The organism is Sphingomonas kyeonggiensis, assembly GCF_030812785.1.
GTDB lineage: Bacteria > Pseudomonadota > Alphaproteobacteria > Sphingomonadales > Sphingomonadaceae > Sphingomonas > Sphingomonas kyeonggiensis_B.
In genome coordinates, this window is the sequence record NZ_JAUSTJ010000001.1 from 1665357 (window position 1) to 1682019 (window position 16663).

The following is a 16663-nucleotide window of genomic DNA, read 5'->3' on the forward strand; positions in this document are numbered from 1 at the left end:
AATGCGTGCGATGTCAGCTCCTTGCGATTGAAACAGAGGCACCGGCATCCCACATCCAGGCCATCGTCAACAACGGAAAGGAGGTGGTCGGATGTCTCATTGTCACATGCCGCTCGCGGCAAATTCTCTGAGCATGGCCTCCACCGCGGGGGTCCGGCTCGGCTGAGCTGTCCGCGTTCGGATGACAATGGAAGGGCCGTCCGAAAGGGCGGCCCTTCGCGTTTCACCCGCCGGCACCCAGGAGCGCGCCGCGCGTTCCCGCGCAGAGAGGATCGGAAATGGCCAATGGCTGGGCGCAGGATGGCGCCGTCCAGGAGCAGATCGAGGATACCGTCACCGACGCAGTGAGCCTTGCGCGGGCGAGACTCGCGACCGGCGAAGGCACGCGGTATTGCGAGGATTGCGGAGAAGAGATTCCCGAGGCCCGGCGCAAGGCGCAGCCGGCAAGCCGCACCTGCATTCCTTGCCAGTCCGATCGCGATGCGGCGGTCCGCTCCACCGGAATCAACCGGCGCGGGAGCAAGGACAGCCAGTTACGCTGATGGTAGAAAAGGTAGGTCCCGCCGGCAAATATCCGGTGACGCCGGACCGTCGGTACTTCGTCGTGCGCGGCCGGCTCTGGCGGATGGCCAACCCCGCTTTGCCTGACGGCGAGCGAGAGACGCTCGTGCATACCCTGATGGCTGCCAGGCGGGCGGTCGGCGTTGCGAAGCGGCGGGACGACCCATCCGGAGAGGCCGAGGCGCGCGCCGCGGTCGATCGCGCGAAGCATGCCTTGGGCGAGCGCGGGCCGGTCTGGTGGGACGACGGCGCACCGGACCTGAACAGGCGCATGGCGAGGACCACCGACTACGCCGAATGGTTCGCCGGTCTTGAGGACGCGGTCCGTCCTGGTCAATCCGATAGTTCGACCCACACGGGGGCGTGATCGCTCGTTTTCTCCCAGCCACGCGGGCGCCTGTCGACTTCCGCGGCGACCAGTCTTCGGGCAGCGACCGGGTTGAGCAGAAGGTGATCGATCCGCAGTCCCGCGTTCCTCTCGAACGCAAAGCGCAGATACTTCCAGAAGGTGTAGATCGTCTCATCCGGATGCATGTGGCGCAGCGCGTCCGTCCATCCCTGGTCGAGGACCCTGAAATAGGCTTGCTTCACCTCCGGGGCGAAAAGCGCGTCGTCGCGCCAGCGGTCGGGCACATAGACGTCCAGATCGGTCGGCATGACGTTATAGTCGCCCGCGACGATCACCGGTGCGTCCAGCGCGACCAGCCCGGCCATGTGCTGGTGCAGGCGCTCGAACCAGCGCAGCTTGAAGTCGAATTTCGGTCCCGGCCGCGGATTGCCGTTGGGAAGGTAGAGACCAGCGATGAGCACTCCGCCGATCGCGGCCTCGAGATAGCGGCTTTGGGCGTCCTCGGGGTCGCCGGGCAGCCCTCGCCGCGTCTCGTGGATTTCGCCGATCCTGCTGAGGAGCGCGACGCCGTTCCAGCGGCTCTGCCCGTGCCAGACCACATCATAGCCGAGATCCCGGATGGGCTTTTCCGGAAACCTGTCCTGCGGGGCCTTCAACTCCTGAAGGCATACGATGTCGGGTTCGGCCAGCTTCAGCCAGCGCAGCAGCACCGGTAGCCGGCCGTTCACGCCGTTCACATTATAGGTGGCGATCCTCACAGGTCCGGGAGTTCCTGATCGGCGCGACCCCAGTTGGACAGCGCCTTGGACTCGGCGCGCCGTATCAGCTCGCCCGCGTTTCGGATGCAGAAGTGTGAAGGCTTGTCGATCGTCTCCATTTCCTTCCAGGTGATCGGCGCCGCCACGGGCGCCCCCTCCCGGGCACGCACGGCATAGGGCATCACTGCGGTCGCCCCGCGCTGGTTGCGCAGATAATCGACGAAGATCCGGCCCTTGCGCTGTACCTTCGGCAGCGCCGCCGTGGAATTCTCCGGGTCGCTTTGCGCGACCGCAAGCGCCAGCCGGTGCGCGAAGTCCTTCACCTCCGGCCACTCCGCGCGCGGAGTCAGGGGCGCGATGACGTGCACGCCCTTGCCGCCGGTCAGCATGGGGAAGGTCTCCAGCCCGATCGAGCGCAGGATATCGCGGAAATGGAAGGCGGCTGTCCTCACATTCTCGAAGTCTAGGCCAACGTCCGGGTCGAGGTCGAACACCAGCCGGTCGGCCTTTTCGACATCCTCGATCCTTGCACCCCAGCCGTGAAACTCGATCGTGCCCATCTGGACGCACGTCATCAGGCCGGCGGGCGTGTCGATATAGAGATAGGGCTCCTCATGGCCGTCCTTCTCCTGGATGCCGACATGCCGGACGGCATCCCCGAAGCTCCCCGCATCATGCTTCTGGAAGAAGCATTTCCGGGCCCGGCCCTGCGGGCATCGCACCAGACTGATCGGTCGCGATCCGACCCAGGGCAGCATGATCGGCGCGACCGCCTCGTAATAGTCCGCAAGTTCGCCTTTCGTGATCGCGCTCTCCGGATAGATCACACGTTCGCGATTGCTGATCTTCACGCCTGAACCGGGCGCGCCCGCCGTGGCGGCAGGCGCTTCCGTCTCCAGCACCACCGCCTCGGGCTTCTTGTCGGCCCGAAGACCCAGATAGCTGGGATGACGCAGCGTCCCCTCGTTGGTCATCTCGGTATAGGCGATCTCCGCGACGAGCTTCGGCACGATCCAGTGTGCGCCCCGAACCTCGGCGCGCGGGGCCTCGACGGTTGGACCCTCGATCTCGAGGGGGCGCATCAACTCAATGAGCCGGAATAGTTCGTCGGTGCCGAAGCCGGTCCCGACCTTGCCCGCGTAGCGAAGATGGCCTTGATCGTGGAGACCAAGGATGAGCGAACGGAAAGTTCGCGACTTGTCCGAAGGCGTCCAGCCGACGATCACGAATTCCTGCCGCTTGATGCACTTGGTCTTGACCCAGCTTCCCGAGCGCGACCCGACATATTTGCTCGACGCAAGCTTGGAGATCACGCCCTCGAGACCGGCCCCGCAGAACTGGCCGAGCAGCCGCTCGCCATTGCCGACGATATGTTCGGAGTAGCGCAGGCGGCTTGAGCCCTCGGGAAGGATCGCCTGGAGCCTCTGCTTCCGCTCGAGGAGTGGAAGGCCGGTCAGGTCCTCGCCGTTCAGCTCGAGCAGATCGAAGGCATAGAAGTCGATCCGCCCCGGCGCGCCCTTGAGCGCATTCTGGAGCGCCTGGAAGCTGGACCGGCCGTCCCTGTCGAGCACGACCGCCTCGCCGTCGACCAACGCCGAAGAGACAGCGAGCGACCGTGCCTCCTCCAGGATCGCCGGGTAGCGATCGGACCAGTCGAGGCCGGAGCGAGTATATCCGCGCGCATCGCCGCCGCCGATCGCGATGAGCGTGCGGTACCCATCATACTTCATTTCATGAAGCCAGCGATCGCCCGCGGGAACGGTGTCGACGAGCTGGGCGAGTTGCACGGGGCGAAACGCCGGCGGCTTCTGGACATCCTTGAGGGAGTAGCCTTTGCGGCGCCGGGGAGGATCGACGGATTTGACGGCCATGCGTGCCATCTCTCCTAGACTCGATTCAGCAACGGTTCGTTCCGATCCGACGCAACTCTCCGGAAACTCACGGGAATCGGAAGCGTTGGGCCCTCAGCAAAAGAGGAGGCCGACATGGCGGACAACAAGACCCTGCGCGCGCCGCAGGACAGCTCCCGCATCGCAATGGGTGAGGATTACGAGGTGCAATATTGGACGGACAAGTTCGGCGTGAGCCGAGAACGTCTGCAGGAGGCCGTCGATGCCGTCGGCAACGGAGCCGATGCGGTCGAAGCCTATTTCAAACGATAGGCGGTAGTCGCTCGATCCGCCCGGACGCTACCAGGGCAATTCCTCGATGAAGAGGATCATTTCCTGAAAGGCCGCACCTTCGAAGCCAATTCCGCCATCCGCTTCGACAAGCGGGTGGCGGGCCGTCGCTTCGATCGCCGCTTCCGGATCTGATTGCCGTAGCGGGTCGTGCAGAGCCGTCCATTTCGCGAGAGCCGTAACGCGTGCGTGCAGCGCCGCACCGGCGATCGCTACGTCGGAAAAGCCCGCATCGACCGCGTAGGTCTGAAGCGCAACCGACTGTGCAAGCGGATCGTCGCGTTGCCGCTCCGGTAACCCCGCAACGATCTGGAGCGCTGCGGCGATCTGGGGGCCTGTCAGCGCAACCGAATTGAGTTGCCCGGTCGCCGCGGAGGCTAGCTGGACGGGCGCGGTCATGGGAGATGTCTGGTTGAACATGTGCGATCTCGATCAAAGAGCCAGCATGCGCTGGCGGTCGGCGAGGCCCCGCTTGCCCACTTCCTCGATCTGATAGCTGTGCTTGGGCAGCGCCCTCAGCAGCTCGGATTGGGGTTGAGTGAGGTCGAGCCAGGCCATGTTCTCACGCCGGAGCAACACGGCGCCCTGACGCTCCTGGTAGAAGAAGATGTCCGGATTGGCCGGAAGCGTGATGATCGCGTAGCTGACGTCACGCTCGCCCGAGCTGGGGCGCCAGATCCCGGCGAGATAGAAGAAATTCCCGTCGTCGAGCGTGACGCGGAACTTGCGCTCGCCATTGGTCACCTGGAATTCGCTCGCTGGCACCAGGCAGCGCTGATGGGGGAATGTCCGGCCTTCGGAGCGAATGAACCTGAATGGCTTGCCGTCCGGCTCCCACGGCTCGAGCCCCCAGCTGGCCTCGCGAGCCCCCAGCTGGCCTCGATCGCCTGGGGCTTGCCCGACCGCGGGTTGCGCCGGATGATGATCTTGCGGCTGCCAAAGGGTGCATCCGACTCGAAGGGACTCGCTTGCATGATGAGAACATAATGCGAACGAATCCTGCTTGCAAATCGAGGATCTCTCATGTGCAATGACTATCGCCTCGAGGTGGACATCGCCTCGATCATGGAGGATTTCGACGAGCTAGAGATCGACATCGATACGCCGGAGGGCACACCCAATGTGGCCGCGCGCGAGGACATCAAGATCACCGATGTCGCTCCGATCGTCACCAATCCGCAGGGCGAGAGCGGGCGAGGCGCACTGGTCAACAGGCGATGGAGCTGGCCGGGACCGACGGGCAAGCCGGTCTATAACTATCGCGCGGAGGGCCGCGAGTTCGCGGCCAATCGGTGCCTCATCCTCGCCGACGGGTTCTACGAATTCACCAAGTCCGATGATCCGAAGCAGAAACGTCAGAACAAGTGGCTGTTCACGCTCAATGATCACGACTGGTTTGCCATTGCCGGGATCTGGCGCAGGGATCCGGTGATCGGCGAGGCCTTTACGATGCTGACGTTGGATGCTGGTCCCGATGTAGCGCCATATCACCATCGACAGGTCATTCCCCTCGCGCGCGATCAATGGGCAGCGTGGCTCGACCCTGCTACTCCCGCCGCAGACGCGCTGCGCATCCTTCCGGCCGGCAGTCTCACGGTCTGCCAGGTTCACGGTACTCCGCCCGCCGAGCCTTTGCCGACGCTTCTCTAGACGTTACTCGCCGCCATCCTCCGGCACCGTGCTGGACCTGACTCAATATGTGCCAACGCGAGCCGTCGGTGTGTTCGGCGGCGGCAGCCTCCTATAAGCTCACCATAGAAAGTTCTTGGGCTTCCGCTGATGTCAGTATGGACATTTTTGGTGACAGAGAGTATATGTTCGGTGTCGGAGAGATAAGGAGAAGGTTGGTAACTCAGGACTCGAACCGTTGACGCGAAATTGTATCGTGGTGCTATTTGCGGGTACAATTTCTGCGTCGGAAATAGTTTGAGAAATCATATCAAATCGATGTCAATATTTAGTCGGTTCTCTTCTGGCACCATTCACCCATTCGCTGAGATTCCGGCGAATTGGCTAAGCTTCAGAAAAGTAACGAAAATATCGCTAGATGCGACCCGGCCGGTCCGCAGTCGTTCGCGTGCGAGTAGGGGCCTTTCGGGGCTGCGCTGGGGGCCTCGCTTTTTGGCCCCTCCGATAGCCCCGCAGCCTGCTTTTTCAGGGCGTCCAACTGGTCGCTCCACGCCCGCATCATCTCGACCCGAGCGTTCCAGTAGGAGGTGCGATTGTAGATTGCGCGGATGGCGTTCTTGTCCTGGTGCGCCAGTGCGTGCTTGATGACATCCGGCGGCCAATTGCCGCTTTCGTTCAGCAGCGAGCTGGCGGTCGAGCGGAAGCCGTGCGCGGTCATTGGGCAAGCGGCCGGGTGCCGATCCCCATGGAGCGGGCTGCTGAACTCTCGGAAGCTTTGGGCATGGACGACAGAGGCTTCTTGCTGGTCGTCCTGCAACAGAGGCGGCTTCAGTCTTTGCCGCATGGCACCTTGCGCATCGCGGAACACCGGTGCCCGATTTCGAGGGGAAGCGGCGCAATCCCCGATGGCCTGGGATCAATACCGACCAACCGCTTGCAGCACGGGAGCGCAGCCTGGCCGGTGTTGGCCGATACGACTCCAGGATCATGTTCGACGCCAGGGCTGGGCTGGGACTCGCTCTCGTTACTGCAATCGCCGGCGCTCATGATGGGCACGCCGAATTCAGCGATGGCGAAGGGGCTAGAGGCCGGCATCTCCTACAGCCCCAATGCAATAAGGAAGCTGCGGCTGGGAAAGACAGGCAAGAGACACAAGCAGCGGCAGGTCTCGTCCGCTTACCCGACTGCAGGACGCTTGAAGGTCCGGAAACCGCACTGTGGTTCGAGGCGCCTAGCTCGTCTTCCTCAAGCCGGGAGGTTCAATCCGCTCGCATAGTAACAATTGCAACGTCCTCGCCGGGATGGAAAAAGGACGAGCATGAACGATCAGGTGATTCAAATCCGACGCGATGCCGAGACGGTCGCGCATATCGAGCGCATCGAGCAGCGGCTTCGCTGGCTCGCTTCTTGGACGATCCACAACGCCAATCATCTACGCGACAGCCGCGACGGCCTCAAAGTCGGCGGACACCAGGCCAGCTGCGCCTCTATAAGCGCGATCATGGCCGCACTCTACTTCGGCGCGCTCGGGCCCAATGACAAAGTGGCGGTCAAGCCGCATGCCGGCCCGATCCTCCATGCGATCCATTATCTGCTCGGCAACCAGTCGCGCGAGCAGCTCGAGCGCTTCCGCGGCTTTGGCGGCGCGCAGAGCTATCCGTCGCGGACCAAGGACCAGATCCCGGTCGATTTCTCGACCGGCTCGGTCGGCCTGGGCGTGGCGATCACGGCCTTTGCCAGCCTGGTCCAGGACTATCTGATCGCCCATGGCTGGAAGGACCCGGACACGGCGGGCCGCATGATCGCGCTGATGGGGGATGCCGAGCTCGACGAAGGCAATATCTACGAGTGCCTGATCGAAGCCTATAAGCACGACATCCGCAACTGCTGGTGGATCGTCGACTACAATCGCCAGTCGCTCGATGCGACCACCGCCGATCGGATGTTCAACCGCTTCGACGACATGTTCGCGACCTGCGGATGGCGCGTCGTGACGCTGAAGCATGGGCGGCGGCAGAGGGAGGCGTTCGAACGCCCCGGCGGTGCGGCGCTCGCGCGGTGGATAGATGCCTGTCCGAACGCGGATTACGCCGCGCTCACCTATCAGGGCGGCGCGGCGTGGCGCGCCAGGCTGTCCATGGACCTGGCGGGCGAGCAGCAGGCCCTCGACCTGCTTGCGAGCTTTGACGATGCGGCGCTGGGCGAGCTGATGACCAATCTCGGTGGCCATTGCATCGAGACCCTGCTCGACGCGTTCGACCGCGCCCAGGACGACAAGCCGACCCTGTTCATCGCCTATACGATCAAGGGCTACGGCCTGCCCTTCGCCGGCCACAAGGACAATCACGCCGGCCTGATGAACCCGAGCCAGATCGCGGCACTTCGCGACACGATGGGCATCGCCGAAGGGGAGGAATGGCAGCCCTGGGCCGGCCTGGGCGACAACGCCGCGCGGGCACTGGAGGACTTCGTCTCCTCGGCCCCCTTCGCGGCTGAAAGCGAGCGTTCGGCCGCGGCCAGGATCACCGTTCCCGCGATCCCGACGCCCGAGGGCACCATGTCGACCCAATGGGCGTTCGGGCGCATCCTCCACGACCTCGCCAAGTCGGGCGATCCGCTCGCCGACCGATTGGTCACGACGTCGCCGGACGTGACAGTGTCGACCAACCTGGGCGGCTTCGTGAACCTGCGCGGCCTGTTCCGGCGGCAGGAGCTGAAGGACGTCTTCCACGCCTCCCGGATCGTCTCGGCACAGAAATGGGCGGGCCATGCCGCAGGCCAGCACATCGAGCTCGGCATTGCAGAGAACAATCTCTTCCTGATGCTCGCGGCGCTCGGGCTGTCCGGGAGCGTGTTCGGCGAGCGGCTCCTGCCGGTCGGGACCGTCTACGATCCGTTCATCGCGCGCGGCCTCGATGCGCTCAACTATGGCTGCTACCAGGACTCGCGCTTCCTGCTCGTCGCCACGCCTTCGGGGCTGACGCTCGGGCCCGAGGGCGGCGCCCACCAATCGATCAACACGCCGCTGATTGGGATGGGCCAGCCTGGCCTGACCTGCTTCGAACCGGCTTTCTCCGACGAGCTCGCGGCCTGCATGGAATGGGCATTCGGCCATCTCCAGGCGGACAAGGGCGGCTCCGTCTATCTGCGCCTTTCGACCCGCGAGCAGGCCCAGCCGCACCGCGAGGACGATAGCTGGCGGCAGGATGCTCTCAAGGGCGGCTATTGGCTCCGGCGTCCGGCGGACGGCGTCGAGGCGGCCATCGTCTATTGCGGCGCGGTCGCCCCCGAAGCGCTCCAGGCCTGGGCGGAGCTCGTCGACGATATCCCCGGTCTCGGCCTGTTGGCGGTGACGTCGCCCGATCTGCTGCACCGAGACTGGAGCGTGGCACGGGCGGCGCGCTGGGAAGGCCGGGGCGCGGCACGAAGCCATGTCGAGCAGCTGCTGGCCCCGCTCGCGCGCGGCGCCGGCCTGGTCACCGTCATCGACGCAGCGCCCGCCTCCCTGTCCTGGATCGGCGGGGTGATGGGACACCGCGTCAGCCCGCTCGGGATCGACCGCTTTGGCCAGACCGGAGATCTTCCCGACCTGTATCGGGCCTATCGCCTCGACAAGGACGCCATCCACGACGCCGCGGCCGAGCTGTTCCTCTAGGTCGGATCCGGGGATGACCTCCCCGCCGCCGTCCGGACGTGGCGGCGGGGAGGGGGCTGGCTCATGAAGTCTGCAGCACGCTCGATGCCGAGCGGAGGCTGAGGACCGGATTCCGGCTTTCGGGTTACGATCGCTGCCGCCCAAGAGCCATGGCCGCAGAACCGAGGGCTTCCAGGAAAATTTTGCACCGCAATGGCGGAAAACCGACCCCGACGGCTCCCAAGGGGCAGCGCACGCACGCTGCGACTGGAGCTTTGGGGGGTATATGAAATCGGATCGTTCGGTTCTGTTCAGTGGTTCGGCGATCGCCGCGATCACGATCGCAATGGCGTCGCCGGCGCTTGCGCAGGCGCAAGGAAGCGCAGTGCCCGCCCAGGCCGGCGAGCGCGCCGTGGGGGAAGGCACGCTCACCGGCGTGATCGCGAAGGAAATCGGCGGCGACACGCTGCGCGACGCCGTGATCACGGTCGATGCCGGGGGCAAGCAGTATAGGGGCGTGAGCGACGAGGACGGGTCCTACACGGTACGCGACCTGCCGGCCGGCCCGGCTGCGGTGACGGTCGAATTCGTCGGCTATGTCACGCAGACGCAGGACGTGGTGATCGCCGCCGGCGGTACGGCGCGGCTCGATTTCAACCTGGCGCAGAGCGGCCGGGGCGGCCAGGCGGCGCGCGAGAACGAGATCATCGTCAACGGCGAGCGCGAGGGCCAGGCCAGCTCGATCCAGGCACAGCGCCGCGAAATGCAGATCGCCGACATCATCTCGACCGAGGCCTATGGCGACGTCGCCGGCGGCAATCCGGCGGAGATGATCAAGTACATGCCCGGCGTCGACGTGGACGGCACCAACGGCACCGCGATCTACGCCTCGCTGCGCGGCCTGCCGGGCGAGTTCACCCGCACCCAGCTGAACGGCATGGACGTGATCTCGGCCAACGCCAACTCGCCCACCGGCTATGCCAATTCGGCCGCGGCGGCGCGCGTTTTCAGCTATGAGGCGATCGGCGTGTCGGCGATCGATTCGATCGTGCTCTACAAGACGGTTGGCGCCAACCAGAATGCCGACGCGCCGGCGGGCATCGTCGATCTGCGCACCAAGCACGCCTATAACCGCAAGAAGCCGGTGCTGACCTTCTCGCTCAGCGCGTTCACGTCGGACGACATGCTGGACAAGTATCGGCATACCGGGCCGAAATCCGACGGCTGGGGCGGCAAGCGCTTCCTGCCCAATGCGAACCTGTTCTTCGCCGACAGTTTCTTCAACCACCGGCTGGGCGTGATGTTCTCGCTGGGCTTCAACGACCAGTATCTGGGTTACGAACAGAACACGATGAGCCGCAGCTACGCGCCAACGGCGAAAAGCCCGGGGCCGCTTGCCTTCACTGCCTATGAGACCGCTGCCAACCCGCGCCAGACCACGCGGCGCACCGGCTCGCTCCAGCTCGACTTCAAGGCGAACGACAAGCTGAATTTCGGCTTCCTCGCGATCGCCTATCGCGGCGACGTGTACCAGAACACGACCGGCGATGTGACCTACACCACCGGCGCGCGCAGCGGCGTGATTGGCGATCCGCTGAGCAACTTCACCACCACCACCGGTGCCAAGATGACGGTGAGCGGCGGCGGCCAGTACAAGGTCAACAACGGCAACATCCTGGCGCCGAGCTTCGAATGGAAGAGCGGCAATTTCCACCTGGACGGCAGCTTCGCCTATTCGGACAGCCACAGCTATTACGATACGCCGCACCGCGAACAGGTGGGCACCGCGCCGACGCTGACGCTGTCCGGCACCCCGCAGTTCAGCATGGTCAAGAACAGCCGGGGGCTGATGGGCACCGACTGGACGGTGACCCAGACCGCCGGCCTCGACTGGTCGAACCCGGCCAACTACACGATCAGCGCGCCGCAGATCCGCACCAGCGGCGGGCAGGACGCCTTCATCTACGAGAAATCGGGCCAGATGAATGCGCGCTATGAGGGGCATCTCGGCAATGTGCCGCTGACGCTGCAGTCGGGCTTCAAGATCAGCAACGTCAATTACCGCTTCGGCGACGACACCTTCCTCGACAGCATCTACAACTATGTCGGGCCGATGACGAACGCGCAGTTCATCCAGGCGTTCGTCAATCCCTATCAGCGGACGGTGTACGATCAGTCGGGATCGTACCATTATTCACTCTCGGGCTCGAACTACATCCCGACCTTCGACACCCACAAGCTCTATCTCGACTTCGCCAACAACCCGAGCAACTGGACCAAGGCGGTGCCGACCGCAGCCAATTACGCGGCGGCGGCGTACAACAACAAGACGCGGTTCCAGGAGAACATCAAGGCGATCTACGGCATGGCGACCGCGGAGATCGCGCCGCGGCTGAAGTTCCGCGCCGGCCTGCGCGCCGAATGGACCAGCAACACCTCCTTCGGCTTCACGCAGATGCCGGCGGCGGAGCTCAAGACGCACACCGATCCGGCGACCGGCAAGGCCTGCGCGGTCGCCACCACCGGCATCGCCACCACCATCCCCTGCGTCGACATCCAATATGGCAGCAACGGGGTCCAGAAGACGACGGGCAGCTATTTCAACCTGTTCCCCTCGGCCTCGATCAAGTGGACCTTCGGCGACAGCAACGACATCGACGCGGGCTATAGCCACACGATCCTGCGCCCCGGCCTGAACGCGACCGCGGGCAATGCCAGCTATGATCCGTTGGGCGGCGACCTGGGCACCGGGCTGATCACCATCCCCAACCCGGCACTGCAGCCGGCGACGTCGGACAATTTCTCGGCCCGCTACTCGCGCTATTTCAAGAGCGTTGGCCTGTTCAACGTCGGGGTCTATTACAACCGGATCAAGGGCCTGGCGGTCGCCCAGGCGAACCTGACCGCCGACGAGGCGGGCCCGGCCGCGACCCAGGCGCTGGCGCAGCTGGGCATCGACGATCCGACGGGCATCCTGTTCACCACCTACAAGCAGGTGAGCCTGGTCACTATCAAGGGCATCGAGGCGAGCTTCCAGCACAGCTTCAGCTGGCTGCCCTCGCCGCTCAACGGCCTGTCGGTGCGCGGCGCCTTCATGCACAACGAGCCCGACACGCATGGCGACGACCCGCTGCTGCGCCTGGGCAACAATATCGGCTCGGCCGCAGTCATGTACGAAAAGGGGCCGGTGCGCTTCTACGTCAACTTGCTGTGGAACGACGACAAGCTGCGCTCGACCACGCCGAGCTGGTTCCAGGCCCGCACCGATCTGAGCGCGAACCTGCGCGTCAAGGTGAACAAGCATTTCGAGCTGTTCGGCACCATGTCGAACCTGCTCAACAAGCCGTACAATGTCGTGGTCCCCGGCAATGCCCCGGGCACGCAGACCGCGGATCCCACGCTGCCCAACCACACGGCGATCGAGAACTGGTTCGGCCGCTCCGGCACCATCGGCATCCGCGGCCGCTTCTAGAACCCTCATGCCTGGCCGGCGCCCAATCCGTCGCGCTCGAACTCGAGTTTCGGCGATTGGGCGCCGGCCCGCGCGGCCTGCGTGCGCTTCCCACCTTCGATACCGGAGATAACCGAATGACCCTCGTGCTCGATCGCCGCAAGCTGCTTGCCGGTGCCGGCGGCCTTGCCCTGTTCGCCGGGCTGGCGCCTGCCTCCTGGGCGGCGGCGGGGTTCAACCGTTATCCCTTCTCGCTGGGCATCGCCGCAGGCGATCCCTGGCCGGACGGGTTCGTGATCTGGACCCGATTGGCCCCCGAACCGCTTGCCGAGCATGGCGGCATGCCGATGGTCGCCGTGCCGGTGCGCTGGGAAGTGGCGGAGGACGCGCGCTTCGCGCGGATCGTGCAGAAAGGCGAGGCGGTCGCCCGGCCGGAGCTCGGCCATTCGGTGCATGTCGAGCTCGCCAGCCTCAATCCGGGGCGCCCCTATTGGTACCGCTTCCTCGTCGAGGGCGCCGAGGCGAGCCCGGTCGGCATGGCGCGCATGGCCCCCGTCACCGGCGCGGCGGTCGATCGCCTGCGTCTCGCGGTCGCCGGCTGCCAGGCCTATCCGCAGGGCTGGTACGAAGCCTGGCGCCACATCAGCCGGGAAAGCGATCTGGACGCTGTCTTCCACTATGGCGACTACATCTATGAAAGCGCGATGCATCCGCCGACGAAGAACATGCTGATCCGCGATGCGGCCGGCAGCCTGGTTTCGCGCGATCATTTCGGAGACGAAATCTACAGCCTCGACGATTATCGGCGGCGCTATGCCCAGTACAAGAGCGACCCGGATCTGCAGGCGGCGCATGCCGCGGCAGCGTTCGTGATGTCGTTCGACGATCACGAGGTCGACAACAACTGGGCCAGCAGGTTCGATCAGGACGGCACGCCGCCCGAAGCGTTCCTGCTCCGCCGCTATGCTGCGATGCAGGCATGGTACGAGCATATGCCGGTGCGCCGGGCGCAGATGCCGGGGCCGGGCGGGATCACCATGTATCGCCGGCTCGACTTCGGTTCGCTGCTGCGCATGCATGTGCTCGATACCCGCAGCTACCGGGACGACCAGCTCTGCGAGAAGCCGGGCGAGACCGCCTGCCGCGCCACCGACGGGCCCGAGGCGACGATCACGGGCAAGGCGCAGGAGGCCTGGCTCGACCAGGGCCTCGCCGGCAAGGCGCGCTGGAACCTGATCGCGCAACAGGTCTTCGTCATGCCGCTCTATGGCGCCGGCGCCGATGGCGGGCGGCAGCTGCGGCCCGGTCCGGACACCTGGAGCGGCTATCCCGCTTCGCGAGCGCGGCTCGTCCAGTCGATTGCGCGCCACAAGCTCAGCAATGTCGTCATCGCCACCGGCGACGCGCATATCCATGCGATCGGCACCGTGCCGATGCGCGACGATGCACCGGATGGCCCGGCCGCGGCCGTCGAGTTCCTCGCCACGTCGGTCACCTCGGGCGGGGACGGCACGCCGGGCGAGATCCCGCGGCACAAGGCGCTGCGCGAGGCCAGCCCCAATGTCGCGCTGCTCAACAACCAGCGCGGCTATCAGATGTTCGATATTACCACGAAGGATTGGCGGACGGACGTTAAGGTGCTGGACAGGGTCCAGTCGCCTGATGGGACGCTCAGCACGCTTGCCCGTTTCGCGGTCGAGCCGGACAAGGTTGCGCTGCATCGCCTTTGACCAGGTCCCGGGATGGCCGAAGCGAATTGGGCGTCTTGTTGGCTCACTGCCACAGACGCCCTGAACCGCTATCCTTGCGCGGGCTCGCCCGGTGCCATGCCGGACCCAAGCGAGACTTCGGGCTCGCGCGCCTGAAATGCCTCTCCCCAATCGCGGAGACTGATCAGTACCGGCTCCAGCGTCCGTCCGAAATCGGTCAGCTCATACTCCACGCGCGGCGGTACCTCCGGATAGACGATGCGGCGAATGACGCCGTCCTCTTCGAGCTCCCGAAGCTGCAAGGTGATCATGCGCGGCGTGGCATTGGGGGTCAGCCGGCAGAGTGCGTTGAAGCGCACCCGCCCATCGAGGAGATGGAACACCAGGACGGGTTTCCAGAGCCCGCCCACCACGCTCATCGTCGCCTCCACCGCGCATCCGGTCTTGGTCGCGCGGCGGCGCGGACCTCTCACACTATCATTCATGTACGTACATGTCCTTTTTGTACGTACTTACGGTAATGACGATGCAAGCCTAGGTCCATCCTCGATCAACAAGCCGAGGAGAATCCCATGCGTGCCTATCGATTGAACGGAGCCGCCGCTCCCCTGAGGCCTGTGGAAGAAGCCGATCCCACGCCCGGCCCGGGCCAGGTGCTGGTCGACTTGAAGGCGGCGACTCTGAACTACCGCGACATGATTGTCCGGGAGGGACGATATGGCGGGGAGCAGCGGGCGGATCTGGTTCCCCTGTCGGACGGCGCGGGCATCATCAGCGCTGTCGGCGAAGGCGTGTCGCCCGATCGCCTCGGCGAGCGCGTGGCGATCGGGTTCATGCCGGGCTGGAGCGAAGGGCCGTTCAGCGCAGGGAAGCAAGCCGGCGCTCTGGGGGGCGGGTTCGTCGATGGCGTGCTGCAGGAGAAGATCGTCGTGCCCGCGAGCGGGACGGCGCGCCTTCCGGAAGACTGGTCCTTCGTCGAAGGCGCGGCCTATCCGTGCGCCGGGGTCACGGCATGGAACTGCCTGTTCGGGGGACGAGGCGTCTGGCTTGGCGAAACCGTGCTGATTCAGGGGACCGGAGGCGTCTCGACCTTCGCCCTGCAATTCGCCCACGCCGTCGGCGCGCGGGTGATCGTGACATCCAGTTCCGATGCCAAGCTCGCCCAGGCCAAGGCGCTCGGCGCGGCGGAAGGCATCAACTATCGCGACACGCCGGAATGGGGCTTGCGGGCGGCGGAGATCGCGGGCGGGGAAGGGGTCGACCACGTCGTCGAAGTCGGCGGATCCGGGACGTTGAACCAGGCCCTGCAAGCGGTTCGCCCCGGCGGCGAAGTCGCGCTGGTCGGCGTGCTGACCGGCTTTGGCGGCGAAGTGAATACCGGCGCGATTCTGATGAAGGCTATCAATGTGCGCGGCGTTTACGTGGGATCGGTGGCCGAGCTGGCGGCCGCGCTGCGATCGGGCATTCGCCCTGTCATCGACCGGGTTTTCCCGTTCGACCGGGCCGATGCCGCATTCGAGCATCTGCGCAGTGGAGCCCATCGCGGCAAAGTCGCCATCCAGATCGCGGAGTGACGATATCGGGCGCCGGGCGGTCTTGCATGTCCGCCCGGCGCCCATCGTCACACCAGCCATTTCGCTCGGCCAGTCGGCGTGGTCTCAGTGCGGCGTCGGCCGAAAGCCCCCGGCCATCAGGCGAAATGCCTCCGCCGCCCGCGGCAATATGGCCTGGGGATCGTCGCTGGCGGCCACCCACAGCGCCGCGTTCAAGGCCGCGCCGCACAGCAGCCGAGCGGCTGCCTCGATATCGACGTTCCGCATGACGCCATCGGCGACGAGGTTTTCGACCGCCTCTATCGTCGCCTGCAGGCAAGCATTCTGGCTCGGCCAATGCGAGGGATCGCCAAGAAAGGCAGGCCCGTCGAGAAGCACGATCCGGCGGACCTCGGGATCCAGTGCCATCGCGATATAGGCCTCTCCCTCCGCCAGGAGCTGCTCCCAGGCATCGCCGGCACCGGCGCTTGCCGCCCGGGCGCGCTCGGCCATCTCGCCGTCGACCTGCGCGACGACAGCGGCGAGCAGGCCCTTCTTGTCACCGAAATTGTGATACAGCGCGCCGCGGGTCAGGCCGACGGATGCGGTCAGCTCGTCCATCGAGGCGCTGGCGAACCCCTCCGCAGCGAACGCCTTGCGACCGGCCGCGAGCAGCTTGGTCCGGTTCTCCTCCATTGTATCGATGCGACGTCGCGCGGCCACGGCATTCCTCTTTTCACATACGGGTCGTATATGAATTGACATACGGTACGTATGTCACCATTTCCGGATACGCCGCGTATGTGACGCGCGGCCGCTCAAATCAAGGCCGCCTTCGCGCGGCGTACCAGGAGATTCCC

15 protein-coding genes are annotated in these 16663 nt (G+C 65.2%); 8 read left to right on the forward strand and 7 right to left on the reverse strand.

Translation table 11 applies throughout. The features are described 5' to 3' along the window. Positions 1-278 precede the first annotated feature (278 nt). Both J2W22_RS08230 and J2W22_RS08235 read left to right on the forward strand, forming a co-directional pair. Positions 279-542 carry a DksA/TraR family C4-type zinc finger protein gene (locus J2W22_RS08230; protein ID WP_307117736.1) on the forward strand — a complete coding sequence of 88 codons (264 nt, stop codon included), beginning with the start codon at positions 279-281 and terminating at the stop codon, positions 540-542. Beyond that, the gene (locus J2W22_RS08235; RefSeq protein ID WP_307117737.1) at positions 542-928 is read left to right on the forward strand and encodes a hypothetical protein; all 387 of its coding nucleotides are present in this window, start codon (positions 542-544) and stop codon (positions 926-928) included. The genes J2W22_RS08230 and J2W22_RS08235 overlap by 1 nt, the downstream gene beginning before the upstream one ends. Here the strand turns inward: J2W22_RS08235 and xth are convergent. After that, positions 895-1668, reverse strand: coding sequence for an exodeoxyribonuclease III (xth, locus tag J2W22_RS08240; RefSeq protein ID WP_307117738.1), 774 nt, complete (start codon positions 1666-1668; stop codon positions 895-897). The two genes, J2W22_RS08235 and xth, sit on opposite strands and share 34 nt — an antisense overlap. After that, positions 1665-3539, reverse strand: coding sequence for a DNA ligase D (gene ligD, locus J2W22_RS08245; RefSeq protein WP_307117739.1), 1875 nt, complete (start codon positions 3537-3539; stop codon positions 1665-1667). The genes xth and ligD overlap by 4 nt, the downstream gene beginning before the upstream one ends. Before the next feature lie 114 nt (positions 3540-3653). Here ligD and J2W22_RS08250 point away from each other — a divergent pair, with 114 nt between their 5' ends. After that, on the forward strand, positions 3654-3830 hold the full coding sequence (locus J2W22_RS08250) for a DUF3606 domain-containing protein (RefSeq protein ID WP_307117740.1): 177 nt from the start codon (positions 3654-3656) through the stop codon (positions 3828-3830). A gap of 27 nt (positions 3831-3857) precedes the next feature. On the opposite strand, the gene J2W22_RS08255 is transcribed toward J2W22_RS08250, so the two are convergent. After that, positions 3858-4268, reverse strand: a complete 411-nt coding sequence (locus J2W22_RS08255; RefSeq protein ID WP_307117741.1) for a hypothetical protein — start codon at positions 4266-4268, stop codon at positions 3858-3860. 12 nt (positions 4269-4280) lie between these two features. After that, positions 4281-4613: an SOS response-associated peptidase family protein gene (locus J2W22_RS08260; RefSeq protein WP_307117742.1), complete on the reverse strand. Its 333-nt coding sequence runs from the start codon at positions 4611-4613 to the stop codon at positions 4281-4283. Positions 4614-4871: 258 nt separating this feature from the next. Between J2W22_RS08260 and J2W22_RS08265 the strand changes: the two genes are divergently transcribed. Then, positions 4872-5498: an SOS response-associated peptidase gene (locus J2W22_RS08265; RefSeq protein WP_307117743.1), complete on the forward strand. Its 627-nt coding sequence runs from the start codon at positions 4872-4874 to the stop codon at positions 5496-5498. 370 nt (positions 5499-5868) lie between these two features. Here the strand turns inward: J2W22_RS08265 and J2W22_RS08270 are convergent, their stop codons facing one another. Further along, positions 5869-6345: a tyrosine-type recombinase/integrase gene (locus J2W22_RS08270; protein WP_307117744.1), complete on the reverse strand. Its 477-nt coding sequence runs from the start codon at positions 6343-6345 to the stop codon at positions 5869-5871. Positions 6346-6795: 450 nt separating this feature from the next. On the opposite strand from J2W22_RS08270, the gene J2W22_RS08275 reads away from it, so the two are divergent. From J2W22_RS08275 to J2W22_RS08285, 3 genes are all read left to right on the forward strand, one after another. Next, the gene (locus J2W22_RS08275; protein ID WP_307117745.1) at positions 6796-9132 is read left to right on the forward strand and encodes a transketolase; all 2337 of its coding nucleotides are present in this window, start codon (positions 6796-6798) and stop codon (positions 9130-9132) included. A gap of 265 nt (positions 9133-9397) precedes the next feature. Next, positions 9398-12583: a TonB-dependent receptor gene (locus J2W22_RS08280; RefSeq protein WP_307117746.1), complete on the forward strand. Its 3186-nt coding sequence runs from the start codon at positions 9398-9400 to the stop codon at positions 12581-12583. Between the two features lie 116 nt (positions 12584-12699). Then, the gene (locus J2W22_RS08285) at positions 12700-14292 is read left to right on the forward strand and encodes an alkaline phosphatase D family protein (protein WP_307117747.1); all 1593 of its coding nucleotides are present in this window, start codon (positions 12700-12702) and stop codon (positions 14290-14292) included. A 68-nt stretch (positions 14293-14360) separates the two neighbouring features. Here the strand turns inward: J2W22_RS08285 and J2W22_RS08290 are convergent, their stop codons facing one another. Continuing rightward, positions 14361-14756, reverse strand: a complete 396-nt coding sequence (locus tag J2W22_RS08290) for a winged helix-turn-helix transcriptional regulator (protein ID WP_307117748.1) — start codon at positions 14754-14756, stop codon at positions 14361-14363. Between the two features lie 87 nt (positions 14757-14843). On the opposite strand from J2W22_RS08290, the gene J2W22_RS08295 reads away from it, so the two are divergent. After that, entirely contained in the window at positions 14844-15845 is a 1002-nt protein-coding gene (locus tag J2W22_RS08295; protein ID WP_307117749.1) for a zinc-dependent alcohol dehydrogenase family protein, read from the forward strand. Positions 15846-15929: 84 nt separating this feature from the next. On the opposite strand, the gene J2W22_RS08300 is transcribed toward J2W22_RS08295, so the two are convergent. Beyond that, the gene (locus J2W22_RS08300; protein ID WP_307117750.1) at positions 15930-16526 is read right to left on the reverse strand and encodes a TetR/AcrR family transcriptional regulator; all 597 of its coding nucleotides are present in this window, start codon (positions 16524-16526) and stop codon (positions 15930-15932) included. Positions 16527-16663 lie beyond the last annotated feature (137 nt).